Below are 16,864 nucleotides of genomic sequence, written 5' to 3' on the forward strand. Positions count from 1 at the left end.
AATCGCGGCGGCCTGGACCCAATCGACTCCATCCGGCACAGGCAAAGTCTGGCCGGCGGGTACCGCGCAATACTCGGCGTATCCGCCGCCATTGGTCAGTGCGCACACACGATCGCCCACAGCGAACCGCGTAACTCCGGGACCCAGTGCAACCACTTCGCCAGCCACTTCCAGGCCGGGAATCGGGTCCATCCCGGGTTTCATCGGATATTTGCCGGCGCGCTGCAAGGCATCCGGACGATTGATGCCGGCAGCGTGAACGCGGATAAGCACTTGGCCTTCGGCAACGGTCGGCAGAGGCACGCGCCTGGCTTGCAATACTTCAGGGCCGCCGGGTTCGGTGATTTCAATACGGGTCATTTCGTTGGGCAGTGACATTGTCGATTCCTGTGAAAAAGGTCGTGTAGATGGGAACGCTGGCAGCGCGCAATGATTCCCTTCAGTTCGCCGCGCAACGGGGTTCAGTTGTAGAGGGCAGCCAGCGCATGGCTTGCTCCAGCAGTAGAGCGACGACGATTGCGCCAGCGGCGATCACAAACAGCAGCGTGTGCTGGCCGCCCGAGGCATTGAACAATGCCGAATAGGCAAACCCGGCCAGCGCCTGAAAGGTTGCGAATGACACAGTGGCACGGCTCCAGGCGATCTGCTGACGGTGATGCGACGGCACCAGTTCATGCACCCGGGCCAGGGCCAGCGGCACGATGCCCGGCGGGAACGAGCCGAGAATCACCGCCAGTAAAGCCAGCGCCAGAAATGAATGGGAGACGGCCAGCAAACCGAGGGCGATGGCTTGCACTACCAACACCAGTCGAATACCAGTACGGGCGCCAAGCTGGTCAGCCAGAAACCCGTAAGTCACCGGCCCGACAATCGCCCCCAGGCCATACATGACCCAGACCATTGCGCCGATATGTGCCCCGGCACCCAATCCACGCGCTACGTAATCCACCAGAAACACCATTGCAGGCACCAGCCCGGCGGCCATGAACGCGTATTGAGCGAATAACAGGTAAACGCCTGGCGGTGTTGGCTCATCAGCCGACGTTGCGTGCGCAGCCACGGCATGCGTGGTATCCGCAGGCCAGCCGAACCAGCTCACCGCGGTCAGCAACAACGCCAGCGCGCCCAGTCCCAGCCATGTTGCCTGCAAGCCAAGAGTCAGCAGTGGCGGCACGATGGTGCCGGAGCCGGCAATCCCCAGGCCGATGCCAAGGAAGATTGCGCCACTGGCCAAGCCTCTGCGAGCAGCCGGAACGTGAGGCAGCACGGTTGCCGCCACCAGCACCATGATCGCGCCACCAGCAATCCCGGACAGCAAACGCCAGCCGAAGAACCAGCTCACCGACAGCGGATAAGCACAGGCAAAAAATGCCGCCGTGACCGCCAGCATCATCAGGCGCAAGGCGTTGCGGTTGCCTGTTCGGTGAGCCATGGGCCGACCGAGCAGGGCGCCGATCAAGTAGCCGACCAGATTGGCCGCGCCGAGGTAGACGACATCATTGGCCGAAAACCACTGCGCCTGAATCAGCGAAGGGATCAATGGCGTGTAAGCGAAACGCGCCAGACCAATGCTGACCAGACTGGCGCAAAGTCCGGCGAAGATCGGCAGCCAGATGCCGGTAGAGTTTGCAGTACGCATGATCGCGATCTCACGAGAGGTGTATGGCGCTCAGCTTATCGGCTATCGTTGCTGCGTATATGCAGCGATTAAGCGGCACGATGATGCAAAAATGCTTCAAAGAGGATGCATATGAATTGGGATGATGCGCGGGTGTTTCTGGCGGTCTGTCGCGAGTCGACATTGAGAGGGGCTGCGCGTGTACTCGGCGTCGATCAGGCCACGGTCGGACGGCGCATTACTGCGCTGGAGAAGGCATTGAGCGCGACGCTGTTCCTGCGTACCTCCGACGGTTATGCGCTGACCGCCGTTGGTGAAGCGGCACGTAAAAGTGTGGAAAAGATGGAGCATTCGGCGCTGGAACTGGAGCGGCACATCCATGGGCTGGATGATCGTCTGACCGGTAACGTACGGGTCAGCACCACCGACTCGATGGCCATTGACTTCATCATCCCGGCGATGGCGCGCCTGCATGATCAACATCCAGATGTGCAGATCCAGCTGGATGCGTCGACGCAAATCCTCAGTCTGGCCAAGCGCGAGGCCGATATCGCGGTGCGCAATACCCGGCCGGATAACCCCGATCTCATCGCTCGACGGATCGCCCGTTGGCCTGTAGGACTTTTCGCAGCAAAGGCCTATGTCGATCGCCATGGAGAACCACAGCCCGGCAGCGCTTTCGAGGGCCATGATCTGGTGGTCTATCAGCCGTACTTACAGAGCAAAAAAGACCTCACGCTGGTCTCTGAACCGTTGACCCGCGGACGCATCGTCACCACGCTCAGCTCCAGCCTTCTGGTGCGCCGCTCTATTGCCGCCGGCCTCGGGGTAGGCGAGATACCTGTTTACATGGGCGAACGCGACGGCCTGGTCAGACTCTGGCCGGAGCGGACCCGGCCGCAGCCGTATGAAGTCTGGCTGGTCACCCACGCCGACTTGCGCCACACCGCGCGGGTACGGGCCGTGATCGAGCAGATCGTGGAGGCGTTTGCGCCGGAAAACCAATAGTGAGTTCAGGCCTTTGTCGAGGCTACAACGTCTGACGAAACAGCCTACGTCCGAGGCAGAATGGGCCGGCTTGTTGTAGGCAGTGATGAGTTCTATTGTGACCGCAGCTCGATGCGAACCTCAGTTACGCATCAAAACGGAGAGCCAGGGAAGGCCGCGTAGCCGCAGAAAGGTGTCGAATTGAAAAACAGGGAAGTGAATCAATATGCAGTCACGGACAGATCGGACGCGGGGCGGGACAGGCAAACCATGAGCAGCATAAGTCGCGAAGAATTCGATGCCAGGATAGAGACCATCGAGACGAGGATGGATGGCCGCGTGGCAGAAATGCGCGCCGACATTCGCGGGTTCCTGGCTGCTCAGGCAGAGCGGGACAAGGTCTATCTTGAACGGGACAAGGCACTGCAGGAACGGGACAAGCGTTATGACCTGATGTGGATGGGCGTGCAGAAAATTGCCGACGAATCGCGGGAAGCGATCAGACAGGCATCGACGGTCAAGGCCAATTACTGGGCTGCCACCACTGTGCATTTCCTCGGCGTGGCTTCCTTGCTGGTTGGCGCACATTTCGCCAATCAGGCGGCGGTGTTGACCACCATACAGACCACGCTGGCAGCGATTCAGATTGGCAAAGAGGTATCGTCACCCAAACCTGTCGTACAGCCCTCAACAGTGCCGCCGCAATAAAAAACGGCCTTCATTGGAAGGCCGTTCTGCATCGCGCCAGATCATGGCATTTCCGGCAACTCGTGAGGGCGCAAGTCGAACACCAGCACTTCGGCATCGATACCGTTGCTCAAAGTGAGCAGCTGTTCTTCACGAACCCGCACGCCGTCGCCTTCCTGCAAGGCTTGGCCATTGAGTTCGACACTGCCACGCGCAACGTGCACGTAGGCGTAACGACTGGCCGGCAATTTCAGCGTGGCACTTTCCTTGCCGTCGAATAACCCGGCGTAGACCCGCGCATCCTGACGGACTTTCAGAGAACCGTTGCTACCGTCCGGCGAGATGATCAGTTGCAGACGACCGCGTTTTTTCTGCGCGCTGAAGTGTTCCTGTTGATAGCGCGGCTTGGCGCCACTGACATCCGGCACGATCCAGATTTGCAGAAAGTGCACGGGCTTGGTGGCCGAGTGGTTGAACTCACTGTGCGCCACGCCGCTGCCGGCACTCATCAATTGCACATCACCGGGGCGGATCACCGAGCCAGTGCCGAGGGTGTCCTTGTGTTCCAGCGCGCCTTCGAGCACATAGGAAAAGATCTCCATGTCGCGGTGCGGGTGCTGGCCAAAACCTTTGCCGGCTGCGACCCGGTCATCGTTGATCACCAGCAGATCGGAGAAACCCTGTTCACGCGGGTTGCGGTAGCTGGCGAAAGAAAAGGTGTGAAACGACTTCAACCAGCCGTGATTGGCGAGGCCGCGATCGGAGGCTTTGCGAAGAGTCAGCATGATGAAATCTCCTGGCTGGACGTGAATTCGTCCGAGTGAGGAGAAGGTTACTGGTTACCTTGGGAGGCAATAAGTAGATCGAAATTGAAAGACTGTCCGGCTCAGGTTGACAGTTTTGCGTTATGGTTCACGTATTCGATTACGCTCATCACGACTCAGTTGGCCATAATGCCCCGGCTGTAGCGTGCGTATTGACCCTTGAATATGTGTGATGCCTACCATGAAAACCGTGGCAATGGTGCTGTTCCCCGACTTTCTGATGCTCGACATGGCCGGGCCGCTGGAAGTGTTTTCAGTCGCCAACCGTTATCTGAAACCTGATTTGCACTATCAACTGACGACACTAGGGACGGAGCGCGGCTTGCTCAAGGCTTCCAATGGTGTACAGGTTCAGGCTGATCTGCACATCGACGAGGCGGCCGAGCGCTATGACCTGTTATTGGTGCCCGGCGGCCCCGGCGCCTATAACCAGAGATTTCCCGAGCTGTTTGGCTGGTTGAAAAAAGCCGTGCCGCGCGCGGAGCGTTACGGTTCGATTTGCACTGGCGCATTCATCCTCGGCCATGCCTGCCTGCTTGACGGTTATCGCGTCACCACGCACTGGAACTACACCGAGCGCCTGATCAAGGCTTTCCCGAAAACCACGGTGACCACCGACCAGATCTACGTTGAGGATCGCAATCTCATCACTTCGGGCGGCGTGACCGCTGGCATCGATCTGGCACTGGCGGTGGTGGCCAGGGATCACGGCAAGAAAATCGCCCAGGACGTCGCCAAGGTTTTGTTGGTGGTGATGAAGCGTCAGGGTGGGCAAGCCCAGTTCAGCCCATTGATGGCGGCCGTCTCACCGCAACAAACGCCCATCACCCGCGCGCAGAATTACGTACTTGAACACTTGGATGAGCCCTTCACAGTCGAGCGCATGGCCGGATTGGCCAATATGAGCGCACGGCACTTTGCTCGCCTGTTCGCCCGTGACGTCAACATGACTCCCATGGAGTTTCTGCAGAATGCCCGCATTGACTGCGCGCGAAACCTGTTGGAAACCAGCGATCTGCCGCTGAAAACCATCGCCTACAAAAGTGGTTTCGGCAGTGTCCGGCACATGCGCTCGCTATTCGCCGAAAAGCTCGGTCTTACGCCGTTACAATACCGCGAACAGTTCAGCTAGAGCGGTTCTGTCCGTCAGACGCAGCCGGATGTCCGTGCTGCGTCGGCTCCGGCGGTTGTATCGTCACGCAACAGTGCCAAGATGTTTGGCATGAATAATCACAACGACACAAGCCAAGGTTCGGTGCTGCGTTTTGGCCCCTACGCCTTTCATGTGCGCCAGCGTCTGGTTCTTGAAGGCGAGCAGCCGCTGCGCATGGGTGGGCGCGCCATGGACATTCTTCAGGTGCTGCTCGAACACGCGGGCGAGGTAGTCAGCAAAGAGCAGTTGATTGCTCGTGTGTGGCCGACATCGATCGTTGAAGAGATCAACCTGCGGGTGCACATCGCGGCGTTGCGCCGCGCACTGGGCGACGGCACCAACGGCCAGCGTTACATCATTCACGTGGCGCAGTGCGGCTACAGCTTTGTCGCCCCGGTGGAGCAGGGCACAAGTGATGCGCTGCACATGCCCGCTGCCGCCCTCACGCCACTGCACAATCTTCCGGCACGACTGACGCCAGTCAGTGGGCGCGACGCCCTGATCGGTAGTCTGGTTCGACAAATGCCGGTGTGCCGCTTGATGACCATTACCGGTGCGCCGGGTGTTGGCAAAACCACTGTGGCACTGCGCGTGGCGGAGTTGCTGCTGCAATACTTTCGTGATGGCGCCTGGTGGGTCGACCTTGCCATGCTCGAAGATGACAAACCCTTGCTCGACCACCTGTTGCACGCCCTGAATACAGACTTTTTCACACTGTCCGGTCGGCACGCCTTGTTGGTGCTGGATAACTGCGATCACCGGCGCGACAGTTGCGCGACTCTGGTAGAGACCCTGTTGCATGCCGCGCCTCGCGTGTCGATTCTGGTCACCGGCCGCGAAGCCTTGCACATTTCACAGGAAGCCGTTCATTACGTGCCGCTGCTGGCGATTCCCAAGCGTTCGACATTGAACTCCGTCGAGGAAGCCATGGGCTATCCGGCGGTGCAGTTATTCGTCAATCGCGCGCGAGCGCGGCAGCAGGGCTTCAGTTTGCGCCAACAGGATTTGCCGGGTGTGCGCGAAATCTGCCGCCAACTGGACGGTCTGCCGCTGGCGATCGAGCTCGCCGCTGCGCAGATCGACGCGCTGGGCTTGATCGGCTTACAGGCACAGGTTGAAAACGGTCTGCAGTTGCTTGGCCAAGGACGGCGCACCGCGGAGCCGCGCCATCAGTCAATGGCCGCTGCGATCGATTGGAGCTTTCAGTACCTGACGGAAATGGAACAGCGGGTGCTGCTGCGTCTGTCGGTGTTCAGCACGGGCTTTACTCTGGAGGCTGCACTTAGCGTGATCAGCAGCGTGGATCTGGCGGGATCCAGGTTGAGCGCAATTATCGAAGGGTTGGCGCGCAAGTCATTGCTCATTCAAGAACCCAACCGGGCAACGGCGCGCTATTGGATGCTCAACACCGTGCGCCGCTATGCTCGTGATCGCTTTGAGCGCAGCGACGACAGGCTCGAACTGCAACAGCGTCATGCGCGCTATTTCAGCCACACGCGCAATGCGTCACGCCGGACACTGCTCGCGCAGGCTGTCGAGTAGCAGGCAGACCTTGCGCAAGTCCGGTGTGGCGTAGCCTTCGGTGAAGCGCTGGTAGAGGGGGCTGAGCAAATCCAAAGCTTCGCGATGGCGGGACTGGCGTTGCCATAACTGCGCAAGGTCCGTGGCGCTGCGCAGCTCCCAGGCCAACGCGCCTTGGCTTCTGGCGATGGTCAGCGCTTGTTGCAGGATTTGTTCGGTTTCTCGAGTTTCAGCGGTGTCTGAGCGGGCCGATTCGCGAGCAGGCTCGCTCCCACAGGAAACAGCGCACAACTCGGAATTTGCGCCCGACACCGACCCCTTGTGGGAGCGAGCCTGCTCGCGAAGGGGCCACTCCGAACCCTTCACTAATGCCACCGCCCGTGCCCGCAGTATCTCCGCTGCACTCCAACCCGCATCCCCGGTGCGCGCGCGCTCCACCAGTGCATCATCGACAAAACGCTCATCCAGCGTAACCATCACTTCCCGGATCAAACCGCTGCTCTGCGTCGATACCGGCGCGGCATTATCCGGATCGATCACCTGCGCGTAGTGCCGCGCCCAATTATTGAACAGCAGTACCGAATGCTTCTGCGACTGCTCCAGCAACAATTGCAGGAGCGCGCGGGCGTTGGCGGCGTCGCCGTTGTAATGGGCGATCAGACAACTGGCCAGCGCCAGCGTGTAGCAGATCGATGTGCCATGGTCGATCTGCACGGCAATATCCAGCGCCTGCCGTGCCGCGCGCCATGCCTGTTCTGGCAGACCCTGCAGCCATAGCACGCGGGCCAGTACCGTCAGCGAAGCGACGCTCTGGTCGTACTGCACGCCAAAGCCATGGGTGAAACGATTGAGATGGCCGCTGTGGGCCATGCGTTGCAGCACCTGCTCGGCATGTACGCGGGCCTGCGGTTGGTCGCCGGCATAATGCAGGGCCAGCACGCGCAAGCGATGCGTGCTTAGCGACAGCAATGGCTCGCCGTGCACACCGATGCGATCAAATTGCTCACTCTGCGCCAGCGCCATGCGGTAATGCCCGCAACTCAGATTGACCGCCATATGCCCCGATATCGCACGCAGTTGCCCGGCCAGATCGCCGTGTTCCTCGGCCAATTGGCAGGCGTCGACGAAGGCCTGAATGGTTTGTGGCGTGCCGCCCCAGGTGTGATAGCTGGCGCTACCGAGCGCCAGTTTCAAGGCGATTTGCAGGCGAGGGCAGGGCGGTAGCAGCGAGTCTGCTGGCGAAGCCTCCAGCAAACTCAGTGCCCGGCGCACATAGCGGCTGTAATCGCGCAGCAACGACAGCTCCTGCCACAACGGTGCCGACGCGGCTGCCAGTTGCACGCCCAGCTCATCCGGGCCCGGCCCGTCGAGGCTCCAGTCCAGCGCCGCGCGCAAATCCTCCAGCCCCCTGGCATAGCGCTCCATCCACAATACAGTCGGAGTATTGTCCCAATCCGCCTGCGCCTGCTGCATCAGTGTCAGGCAGCGCTCGGCGTGGCGTTGGCGGGTTGCGCTGAGCTCGGTGGCCTGTTCGAGTTTTTCCAGTGCGTAGTGGCGCGTGGTGTCGAGCAACCGGTAGAAAACATCTTCGTCGCCCACTTCGACGCTCAGCAGGGATTTGGCCACCAATTGCGTGACTGCGGTGAACACCGCGCCGGGATCAATCTGTTGGCCGATGACCACCGCTGCCGCCGAGGCGAGGGTGAAGCTGCCGCGGAAAATCCCCAGTCGCCGCAGACAGGTTTGTTCGCAGGCGTTGAGCAGGTTGAAGCTCCAGTCCATCGTTGCGCGCAGGGTCAGGTGGCGCTCGGCGCTGCTGGGGTGTCCAGCCGACAATGGCGGCAAACCCTCGCGCAATTGCTTGAGCAATCCGTCCATGCCCAATTCGCTGACCTGTGCGGCGGCCAGTTCCAGCGCCAGCGGAATGCCGTCCAGGCGCTGGCAGATTTCGATCGCCTGCGGTAGCTCGGCGCGACTCAGTTGAAAGCTTTCCCGCGCCGCGGTGGCGCGCTCGACAAACAGTTGTAGCGCAGCAAAGCCCAGCGCCTGAGCCGGCTCCATCGGCGTCGACATGGACGGGCATTCGAGCGATTCCAGACGCTGCACGAATTCGCCCTCCGCGCGCAGGCTCTCGCGGCTGGTGGCGAGGATATGCACCTTTGGCGCTCCCCGCAGAATCTGCTCGCTGAGCGACGCGACCGCATCGATCAAGTGCTCGCAGTTGTCGATCACCAACAACATTTGCCGTTCTCGCAGGCCGTCGACCAGACTAGCCTGCGCATCGCCTTCTGGCGCGGACAGATCAAGTAGCGTCGCCAGATGCGAGCCGATCAGCGCGGGATCGGCGATGGGCGCCAAGTCCACCAGGCGGATGCCGTCGCGATACTGGTCGAGCAATTGTTCGGCGACGCGCAGGGCGACGGTGGTCTTGCCGATGCCGCCGGGACCGACCAGAGTGATGCAGCGTCGGCGCGGCAGTTGCGCGATCAGGTGATCGATCACGGGCTGGCGCCCAATCATTCGCGTACGGCGCAGCGGCAGGTTGTGTCTGGCGACGGGCATCGCCGGTTTTTGTTCGATGCTGTCGAGCACGATCGGTGCGACAAAACTGTAGCCGCGCTGCGCCACGGTGACTATGTAGCGCTGACCGTTCTGTCCGTCGCCCAGCGCTTTGCGCAGGGCCGCCATGTGCACGCGCAGATTGATGTCTTCGACGACGCTGTCTGGCCAGACGCCGGCCATCAATTGCTGTTTGCTCACCACTTCACCGGCGTGGGCCAGCAAAATCAGGAGGATATCCATCGCCCGCCGTCCCAGGCGCAGAGGCTGTTGGCCTTCAATTAGCAGTCGTTGCCCGGGATGAATCCGATAGGGGCCAAACGCAATGGCCTGATTCGGGGAGAAACTCAACAGCGCGCTCCTGCGGTGATGCGGCGGACAGGGCGAATCAGTCCCTGGCGCATGCGCAGGCCGTCTGATCCGGGGTGTCCGGGCATAATCCTCAGGTTTGAGCATCAGTGCAACGGGTGGCGTAACGGCAGCAGTCAAAACACCGCAGGCTGCGCTGCGTTGTTTTTCGGCTTGCCCATGACTCGACAGCGCCAGGCGAAGGGATTGATGCCCTCGCTGCGGGTGAACATGTGGCAGAAGTGCGCCTGATCGCAGAAGCCGCATTCGAGGCTGATTTGCGTCAGGCTCAAGTCGGTGTGCTGGATCAGCAACTTGGCCCGGGCCAGGCGCTGGGCGCGGATCCAGTCCTGTGGCGACAGGCCGGTGCTGCATTTGAATGCACGGGAGAAGTGACTGCGCGACAGTGCACATGCCCGGGCCAGCTCAGCCACTTCCAGGCTTTCGCCCAGTCGATCGAGGATCAACTGTTTGATCTGGCGTTCGCGCTGCGGACTGAGTCCGCCAGTCGTGTTTTTCCGCGGTTCGCAGGCAGGGGCGAGGGCGACGGTTTGCTGTAGATAAGCCATGGCCAAGGTCCGTGTCGGTGGGGAATACACGGTCGGCGCATTCCCTCAGGTCAAAAAAGCAACGCTGCGCAGAGGGCTTCATTGTTGGGCGAGGGCTTGAGGCTGACGAGTTAATCGTTGTTAATTTCCTCGCTCAGGCTGGAACTCAGCACATCCTTGCAAGTCAGCGCCCGGTGCTTTGCGCGACGATGTCGACAAAGCACGGCCGCCGTTGGCCAGGTTCAAAGGGGAATGCAATGAAAGGCTTGGTGAAAGCAGCAACGGCCCTGGCGGTCATGCTGGCAATGTCCGGCGCGATGGCGCAGGCACCGCAGGTGGGCACTCAGGCGCCGGGTTATTTCCGCTTGGCGGTGGGCGATTACGAAGTCACCGCGTTGTTCGACGGTTACAACGATTTGTCGCCGAAGTTGTTGCAGGGCATGAGCCAGAGTCAGATTCGCGCGCTGCTCGCACGCCGTTCGATTGAAACCCCGGGCGTGCAGACGGCGTTCAATGCCTTTCTGGTCAACACCGGCACGCAACTGATTCTGGTCGACACCGGCGCAGGGCAGTGCATCGGCGCCACCGCAGGCCAACTCTCGGCCAACATGCAGGCCGCCGGTTACAAGCCTGAGCAGGTCGACACAATTTTGCTGACCCACCTGCACCTCGATCACGTCTGCGGTCTGGTCGATGCAGAGAAGAAGCCGCTGTTCGCCAATGCCACCGTCTATGCGGCCAAGGCAGAGGCCGATTACTGGCTTGATCCGGCAGCACTGGCCAAGGCCCCGGCGGGAGCCAAAGAGTTTTTCAAAATTGCCCAGGATTCGACGGCGCCCTACGTTGCCGCTGGCCGCTTCAAGATGTTTGCCGCCGGGCAGTCGCCATTGCCGGGACTGGTCGAAGCAACCCTCGAAGCCGGGCACACCCCGGGCAGCACCACGTACCGCTTCACCTCGCAGCAGCAGAGCATCGTGTTCATGGGCGATCTGGTGCACAACCTCGCGGTGCAGTTCTTGCACCCGGAAGTCTCGATCGGTTTCGACGTCAACAGTCAGCAAGCGATCGCCAGTCGGCAGGCAGTGTTCAGTGCTGCGGCAGCGAGCAAGACCTGGGTGACGGCAGCGCATCTGCCGTTCCCGGGCATCGGCCACATCGCCGCCGAGGGCAAGCATTTCCAGTGGGTGCCGGTGGAGTACGGCCCTTACAAACGCGCGGCGAAAGTGCCGTTGATCGAGTAAAGTGCCCAGCGCCAGTGGCATAAAGCGTCTGACACCGATAAGGAAACCACGCCCATGAACCGTAACGATCTGCGCCGCGTCGACATGAACCTGCTGGTGATTTTCGAAGCGTTGATGTTCGAAAAGAATCTGACCCGTGTGGCGGAAAAACTGTTCATGGGCCAGCCGGCGGTCAGTGCTGCGCTGGGGCGCTTGCGTGATCTGTTCGACGATCCGTTGCTGCTGCGCAACGGTCGCGGTATGGAACCGACGGCGCGGGCGCTGGCGATCCTCAAGGAGCTGCAACCGGCGATGGACGTGATTTCCGGCGCAGTCAGCCGCGCCAAGGAATTCGAACCGGCGAGCAGTTGCGATGTGTTTCGCATCGGACTGTCGGACGACGCCGAGTTCGGTCTGTTTCCGCCGCTGTTGCGCCAGCTTCAGCAGGAGGCGCCGGGGATTGTCGTGGTGGTACGCCGCGCCAACTACCTGTTGATGCCGGCGCTGTTGGCCTCTGGAGAAATCTCCGTGGGTGTCAGCTACACCACGGATCTGCCGGCCAATGCCAAGCGCAAGAAGCTGCGTGATATTCCCTGCAAAGTGCTGCGCGGCGACGACCGTCCGGGGCCGCTGACGCTGGACGAATATTGCGAGCGTCCGCATGCGATGGTGTCGTTCTCCGGTGATCTGAGCGGCAATATCGACCTGGATCTGGCCAAGATCGGCCGCTGCCGCCGGGTGGTTCTTGGTGTGCCGCAGTTCAGCGGCTTGCGCGCCTTGCTCGCCGGTACCGAGATGATCGCCACGGTGCCGGATTACGCCGCCTGTGCCCTGGTCGAAGGCTGCGCACTGCGTGCCGAAGACCCGCCATTCCCGATCGATGCCGCGCAATTGTCGATGGCGTGGAGCGGGGTGCACGACAACGACCCGGCAGAGAAATGGCTGCGCTCGCGCATTAGCCAGTTCATGGCGGCGCCGCTGGATATTCCGGCGCTTTAACCGCCCTCGATTACACAAGCAGTTCTCCTGTGGCAGCGAGCCTGCTCGTGAAAGCGGTGTGTCAGTTAGTGTGGATGTGACTGGCCTGACGCCTTCGCGAGCAGGCTCGCTCCCACTTTGTTTTTGTGGCGGTCTGCAAATTGAATGCACGCTGCCAATCCCCGTGTGGGAGCGAGCTTGCTCGCGAAAGCGGTGTGCCAGGCAACGTATATGTGACTGACCTGACGCCTTCGCGAGCAGGCTCACTCCCACTTTGTTTTTGTGGCTGTCTGCAAATTGAGCGCATGCTGCTAATCCCTGTGGGAGCGAGCCTGCTCGCGAAAGCGGTGTGTCAGTTAGTGTGGATGTGACTGACCTGACGCAATCGCGAGCAGGCTCACTCCCACATTGTTTTTGTGGCGGTCTGCAAATCGAATGCACGCCACCAATCCCTGTGGGAGCGAGCCTGCTCGCGAAAGCGGTGTGTCAATCAACGTATATATGACTGACCTGACGCCTTCGCAAGCAGGCTCACTCCCACATTGTTTTGTGGCTGGCGGCAGAACATCAAAGACCTGAAAAGCAACTAAGCACACCCATCCAATTTCTTCCGCGCCGGCCTTGGCATGATTCCCGTCAATGACATTCAAAGGGTCGGGTCATGATTGCTACGAGGGATGAACAGGCGCGCGACATCGGGTTGCTGTTCCTGCGGGTCAGCGGCGGGTTGTTTCTGTTGTGGGTGCACGGCTTACCGAAGTTGCTGGACTTCACCGCGCAGTTGCAACTGATCGAAGACCCGTTCCATCTCGGCGCCCACCTGACCCTGATCCTGGCGATTTTCGCCGAAGTCCTCTGCCCGTTGCTGATCGTCGCCGGTGTGCTGGCGCGTTTGGCCTGCTTGCCTATTCTCTTTGTACTGCTCGTGGCGCTGCTGGTCGTGCATCCGCAATGGAGTGTGGCTGAAGGGCAGTTTGGCTGGTTGCTGTTGATTCTTTTCACCACCGTATTGATCGCCGGGCCCGGACGGCTGGCGATTCCTGTTCGTTTGCCCGGAGTGCTGCGTTATGCCTGAAGTCCTCAATTCACAAGCACCGGGGGCCGATGAGACCGTCACGTTGATCATCAAACACTCGGTCAAAACCGGTTTCGAATCGGCGTATGAAGCATGGCTGCGCAACATCGTGCGCGTCGCCGGCCAGCGCGAAGGGCATTTGGGTGTGGACGTGGTGCGCGGCAAGCGCGGGCGTCTGGATTTCTACACGTGCGTATTGCGCTTCAGCTCCACCGAAGCGATGCAGGGCTGGCTGGAATCCTCCGAGCGTCAGGCGCTGGTGGCTGAAGCCGCACCGATGCTGGCCGACGGCGATCAGACCGAAGTCGCGCCGGTCAATGAATTCTGGTTCACACCGCTGGCCGAAGCCGGCTCGCCACCGCCGCGCTGGAAGCAGGCTGTCGTCACGCTGTTGGTGATTCTGCCGCACACCCTGCTGGTGCCGCTGATCTGGGGCCCGCTGCTGGCGCTGCATCCGCTTCTGTCCAACTACGTGGTCGCCACGTTCCTGATCACCCTGACCATCGTCCTCTCGGTGGTCTACGTGGTGATGCCGCCGGTTACCCGTTTGTTCACCCCGTGGCTGGAAGCCAGCCAGGCCCATGAACACCTCGATTCCCAAGAAACCTCGCCGCGTTGAGCGGGGTTTGCTTCTTTTCACTTTCGCTTGAGGAACTGCGATGAGCGCCGATCTGATTTTATTCAATGGCCAGTTTCATACCGTAGACCGGGAAAAACCACTGGCCAGTGCGGTGGCGATCAAGGACGGCCGCTTCGTTGCCGTCGGTAACGATGCAGAGGCCATGGCCCTCAAGGGCAGCGCCACACAAGTAGTCGACATGAAGGGCCGCTGCGTCATCCCTGGCCTCAACGACTCGCACCTGCATCTGATTCGTGGCGGTTTGAACTACAACCTCGAACTGCGCTGGGAAGGTGTGCCATCGCTCGCCGACGCGCTGCGTATGCTCAAGGACCAGGCCGATCGCACGCCGACCCCGCAGTGGGTGCGCGTGGTCGGTGGCTGGAACGAATTCCAGTTCGCCGAAAAACGCATGCCGACCCTGGAAGAAATCAACCAGGCCGCGCCGGATACTCCGGTGTTCATCCTGCACCTCTACGACCGTGCGCTGCTCAACCGCGCCGCCCTGCGCGTGGCCGGTTACACCCGCGACACGCCGAACCCGCCGGGCGGCGAGATCGTGCGCGACAGCAACGGCAACCCGACCGGCATGCTGGTCGCGCGGCCGAACGCGATGATTCTCTACTCGACCCTGGCCAAAGGGCCGAAGCTGCCGCTGGAATATCAGGTCAACTCGACCCGCCAGTTCATGCGCGAACTCAATCGCTTGGGCCTGACCAGTGCGATCGACGCCGGCGGTGGTTTCCAGAACTATCCGGACGATTACAAAGTGATCGAACAACTGGCCAAAGACGACCAGTTGACCGTACGCATCGCCTACAACCTGTTCACTCAGAAGCCGAAAGAAGAGCTGACCGATTTCCAGAACTGGACCGGCAGCGTCAAGTTGCATCAGGGCGACGACTACCTGCGCCACAACGGCGCCGGCGAAATGCTGGTGTTCTCCGCCGCCGACTTCGAAGACTTCCTCGAACCGCGCCCGGACCTGCCGCAGACCATGGAGCAGGAACTGGAACCGGTGGTGCGCCACCTCGTTGAGCAGCGCTGGCCGTTCCGTCTGCACGCCACGTACAACGAATCGATCAGCCGTATGCTCGATGTGTTCGAGAAGGTCAACCGCGACATTCCGTTCAACGGTCTGCCGTGGTTCTTCGACCACGCTGAAACCATCACTCCGCAAAACATCGAGCGCGTGAAAGCGCTGGGCGGCGGCATCGCGATTCAGGATCGCATGGCGTTCCAGGGTGAATACTTCGTCGATCGCTACGGCAAACAAGCTGCCGAAGCCACGCCACCGATCAAGCGCATGCTCGCCGAAGGCGTGCCGGTCGGCGCCGGCACCGACGCCACGCGCGTGTCCAGCTACAACCCGTGGACCTCGCTGTACTGGATGGTCAGTGGCCGTACCGTTGGCGGTCTGGCGCTTTACGAAGAAGGTCTGCCACGCAGCACTGCACTGGAGCTGTTCACCCATGGCAGCGCCTGGTTCTCCTCGGAGCAGGGCAAGAAGGGCCAGATCCGCGTCGGCCAACTGGCAGACCTGGCGGCACTGAGCGCGGACTTCTTCAACGTTGAAGAGGAAGCGATCAAGTGGATCGAGTCGGTGATGACCGTGGTCGGCGGCAAGATCGTCTACGCCGCCGGCGACTTCGAAGACCTCGGCCCGCGTTCGATTCCGGTGCTGCCGGACTGGTCGCCAGTGGTCAAAGTACCGGGCCACTGGCGCCCGAACTCGCCACTGCAGGCGCAGGTGCACCAGTGCAGCGGGCCGTGCGCCGTGCACACCCACAGCCATGAAAAAGCGCGGATGTCGAATGCGCCGGTCAGCGATTTCGCCGGTTTCTGGGGCGCATTCGGCTGTTCCTGCTTCGCGTTCTGAGTTTGAAAAAAGCGCCGGTCATCGGGGCCGGCGCTTCCCGCAACAACCATCCATCCAGGAGTTTTGCCATGAGCGTTCCTTACAAGCGTCTGAACAAAGATGATGCCGTCGTCCTGCTGGTCGACCACCAGACCGGTCTGATCTCGCTGGTGCAGGATTTCTCGCCGAACGAGTTCAAGAACAACGTGCTGGCACTGGGCGACATCGCCAAGTTCTTCAAGCTGCCGACCATTCTGACCACCAGCTTCGACGCAGGTCCAAACGGCCCGATCGTGCCCGAGCTGCTCGAGCAATTCCCTGACGCGCCGTTCATCCAGCGTCCAGGCCAGATCAACGCCTGGGACAACGAAGACTTCGTCAAAGCGATCAAGGCCACCGGCCGCAAGCAACTGATCATCGCCGGTGTCGTGACCGACGTTTGCGTAGCTTTCCCGACCCTGTCGGCGATCGCTGAAGGCTTCGAAGTGTTCGTCGTCACCGACTCGTCGGGTACCTTCAACACCACCGTGCAACAAGCAGCGTGGGCGCGGATGTCCGCCGCCGGTGCACATCTGATGAACTGGTTCGCTGTGGCCTGCGAGCTGCAGGGCGACTGGCGCAACGACATGGAAGGTCTGGCGCATCTGCTGTCCGAGCGTCTGCCCAACTATCGCAACCTGATCAACAGCTACACCAAGTTCACTGCCAAGTAATCTGGTCGAAAGTCAAAAGCCCCTCACCCTAGCCCTCTCCCGGAGGGAGAGGGGACTGACAGCGTTGTTTGCTAGAGTTGCATCGACCTGCAATACCGAGCCGAGCTCCGCTCTTGAAACGCATGGAGATCGGCTCCCTTTCACCCTCGCCCCCTT

At 60.9% G+C, this 16,864-nt stretch carries 15 protein-coding genes; 10 read left to right on the forward strand and 5 right to left on the reverse strand.

All coding sequences use genetic code 11. The features are described from left to right. Both V8J63_RS21660 and V8J63_RS21665 read right to left on the reverse strand, forming a co-directional pair. Positions 1–378, reverse strand: a 378-nt coding sequence (locus tag V8J63_RS21660) for an alcohol dehydrogenase catalytic domain-containing protein (protein ID WP_336464606.1), incomplete at its 3' end; no start/stop codon positions are given. 61 nt (positions 379–439) lie between these two features. Continuing rightward, complete coding sequence (locus V8J63_RS21665) at positions 440–1,639, reverse strand: YbfB/YjiJ family MFS transporter (RefSeq protein ID WP_016774068.1); 1,200 nt, start codon at positions 1,637–1,639, stop codon at positions 440–442. 111 nt (positions 1,640–1,750) lie between these two features. Between V8J63_RS21665 and V8J63_RS21670 the strand changes: the two genes are divergently transcribed. Together V8J63_RS21670 and V8J63_RS21675 are read left to right on the forward strand one after the other, a co-directional pair. Beyond that, positions 1,751–2,626 (forward strand): LysR family transcriptional regulator, encoded by an 876-nt coding sequence (locus V8J63_RS21670; RefSeq protein WP_125926671.1) that lies wholly within the window; start codon positions 1,751–1,753, stop codon positions 2,624–2,626. Positions 2,627–2,806: 180 nt separating this feature from the next. Continuing rightward, on the forward strand, positions 2,807–3,313 hold the full coding sequence (locus tag V8J63_RS21675) for a hypothetical protein (RefSeq protein ID WP_336464607.1): 507 nt from the start codon (positions 2,807–2,809) through the stop codon (positions 3,311–3,313). Positions 3,314–3,354: 41 nt separating this feature from the next. Here the strand turns inward: V8J63_RS21675 and V8J63_RS21680 are convergent, their stop codons facing one another. Then, on the reverse strand, positions 3,355–4,077 hold the full coding sequence (locus V8J63_RS21680; RefSeq protein WP_130886901.1) for a pirin family protein: 723 nt from the start codon (positions 4,075–4,077) through the stop codon (positions 3,355–3,357). Between the two features lie 220 nt (positions 4,078–4,297). Here V8J63_RS21680 and V8J63_RS21685 point away from each other — a divergent pair, with 220 nt between their 5' ends. Then, complete coding sequence (locus V8J63_RS21685; RefSeq protein WP_130886925.1) at positions 4,298–5,248, forward strand: GlxA family transcriptional regulator; 951 nt, start codon at positions 4,298–4,300, stop codon at positions 5,246–5,248. Positions 5,249–5,338: 90 nt separating this feature from the next. Further along, complete coding sequence (locus V8J63_RS21690; RefSeq protein WP_336464608.1) at positions 5,339–6,811, forward strand: ATP-binding protein; 1,473 nt, start codon at positions 5,339–5,341, stop codon at positions 6,809–6,811. Here V8J63_RS21690 and V8J63_RS21695 read toward each other — a convergent pair. Together V8J63_RS21695 and V8J63_RS21700 are read right to left on the reverse strand one after the other, a co-directional pair. After that, a complete protein-coding gene (locus V8J63_RS21695) occupies positions 6,776–9,700 on the reverse strand; it encodes an ATP-binding protein (RefSeq protein WP_336464609.1) in 2,925 nt (974 codons plus the stop codon). The two genes, V8J63_RS21690 and V8J63_RS21695, sit on opposite strands and share 36 nt — an antisense overlap. A 134-nt stretch (positions 9,701–9,834) precedes the next feature. Continuing rightward, on the reverse strand, positions 9,835–10,266 hold the full coding sequence (locus V8J63_RS21700; RefSeq protein ID WP_130926675.1) for a helix-turn-helix domain-containing protein: 432 nt from the start codon (positions 10,264–10,266) through the stop codon (positions 9,835–9,837). A gap of 236 nt (positions 10,267–10,502) precedes the next feature. Here V8J63_RS21700 and V8J63_RS21705 point away from each other — a divergent pair, with 236 nt between their 5' ends. From V8J63_RS21705 to ycaC, 6 genes are all read left to right on the forward strand, one after another. After that, a complete protein-coding gene (locus tag V8J63_RS21705) occupies positions 10,503–11,486 on the forward strand; it encodes an MBL fold metallo-hydrolase (RefSeq protein ID WP_130902644.1) in 984 nt (327 codons plus the stop codon). Positions 11,487–11,540: 54 nt separating this feature from the next. After that, the gene (locus tag V8J63_RS21710; protein WP_039762138.1) at positions 11,541–12,464 is read left to right on the forward strand and encodes a LysR family transcriptional regulator; all 924 of its coding nucleotides are present in this window, start codon (positions 11,541–11,543) and stop codon (positions 12,462–12,464) included. A gap of 640 nt (positions 12,465–13,104) precedes the next feature. Next, positions 13,105–13,518, forward strand: a complete 414-nt coding sequence (locus V8J63_RS21715) for a DoxX family protein (RefSeq protein ID WP_024012430.1) — start codon at positions 13,105–13,107, stop codon at positions 13,516–13,518. Beyond that, the gene (locus V8J63_RS21720) at positions 13,511–14,137 is read left to right on the forward strand and encodes an antibiotic biosynthesis monooxygenase (protein WP_110646470.1); all 627 of its coding nucleotides are present in this window, start codon (positions 13,511–13,513) and stop codon (positions 14,135–14,137) included. The genes V8J63_RS21715 and V8J63_RS21720 overlap by 8 nt, the downstream gene beginning before the upstream one ends. 40 nt (positions 14,138–14,177) lie before the next feature. Next, positions 14,178–16,016, forward strand: coding sequence for an amidohydrolase (locus tag V8J63_RS21725; RefSeq protein ID WP_336464610.1), 1,839 nt, complete (start codon positions 14,178–14,180; stop codon positions 16,014–16,016). 68 nt (positions 16,017–16,084) lie between these two features. After that, positions 16,085–16,708, forward strand: a complete 624-nt coding sequence (gene ycaC, locus V8J63_RS21730; RefSeq protein WP_016774080.1) for an isochorismate family cysteine hydrolase YcaC — start codon at positions 16,085–16,087, stop codon at positions 16,706–16,708. The last annotated feature ends 156 nt before the right edge of the window (positions 16,709–16,864 follow it).

Source organism: Pseudomonas sp. CCNWLW23 (assembly GCF_037095675.1).
Taxonomy (GTDB): Bacteria; Pseudomonadota; Gammaproteobacteria; order Pseudomonadales; family Pseudomonadaceae; genus Aquipseudomonas; species Aquipseudomonas atacamensis.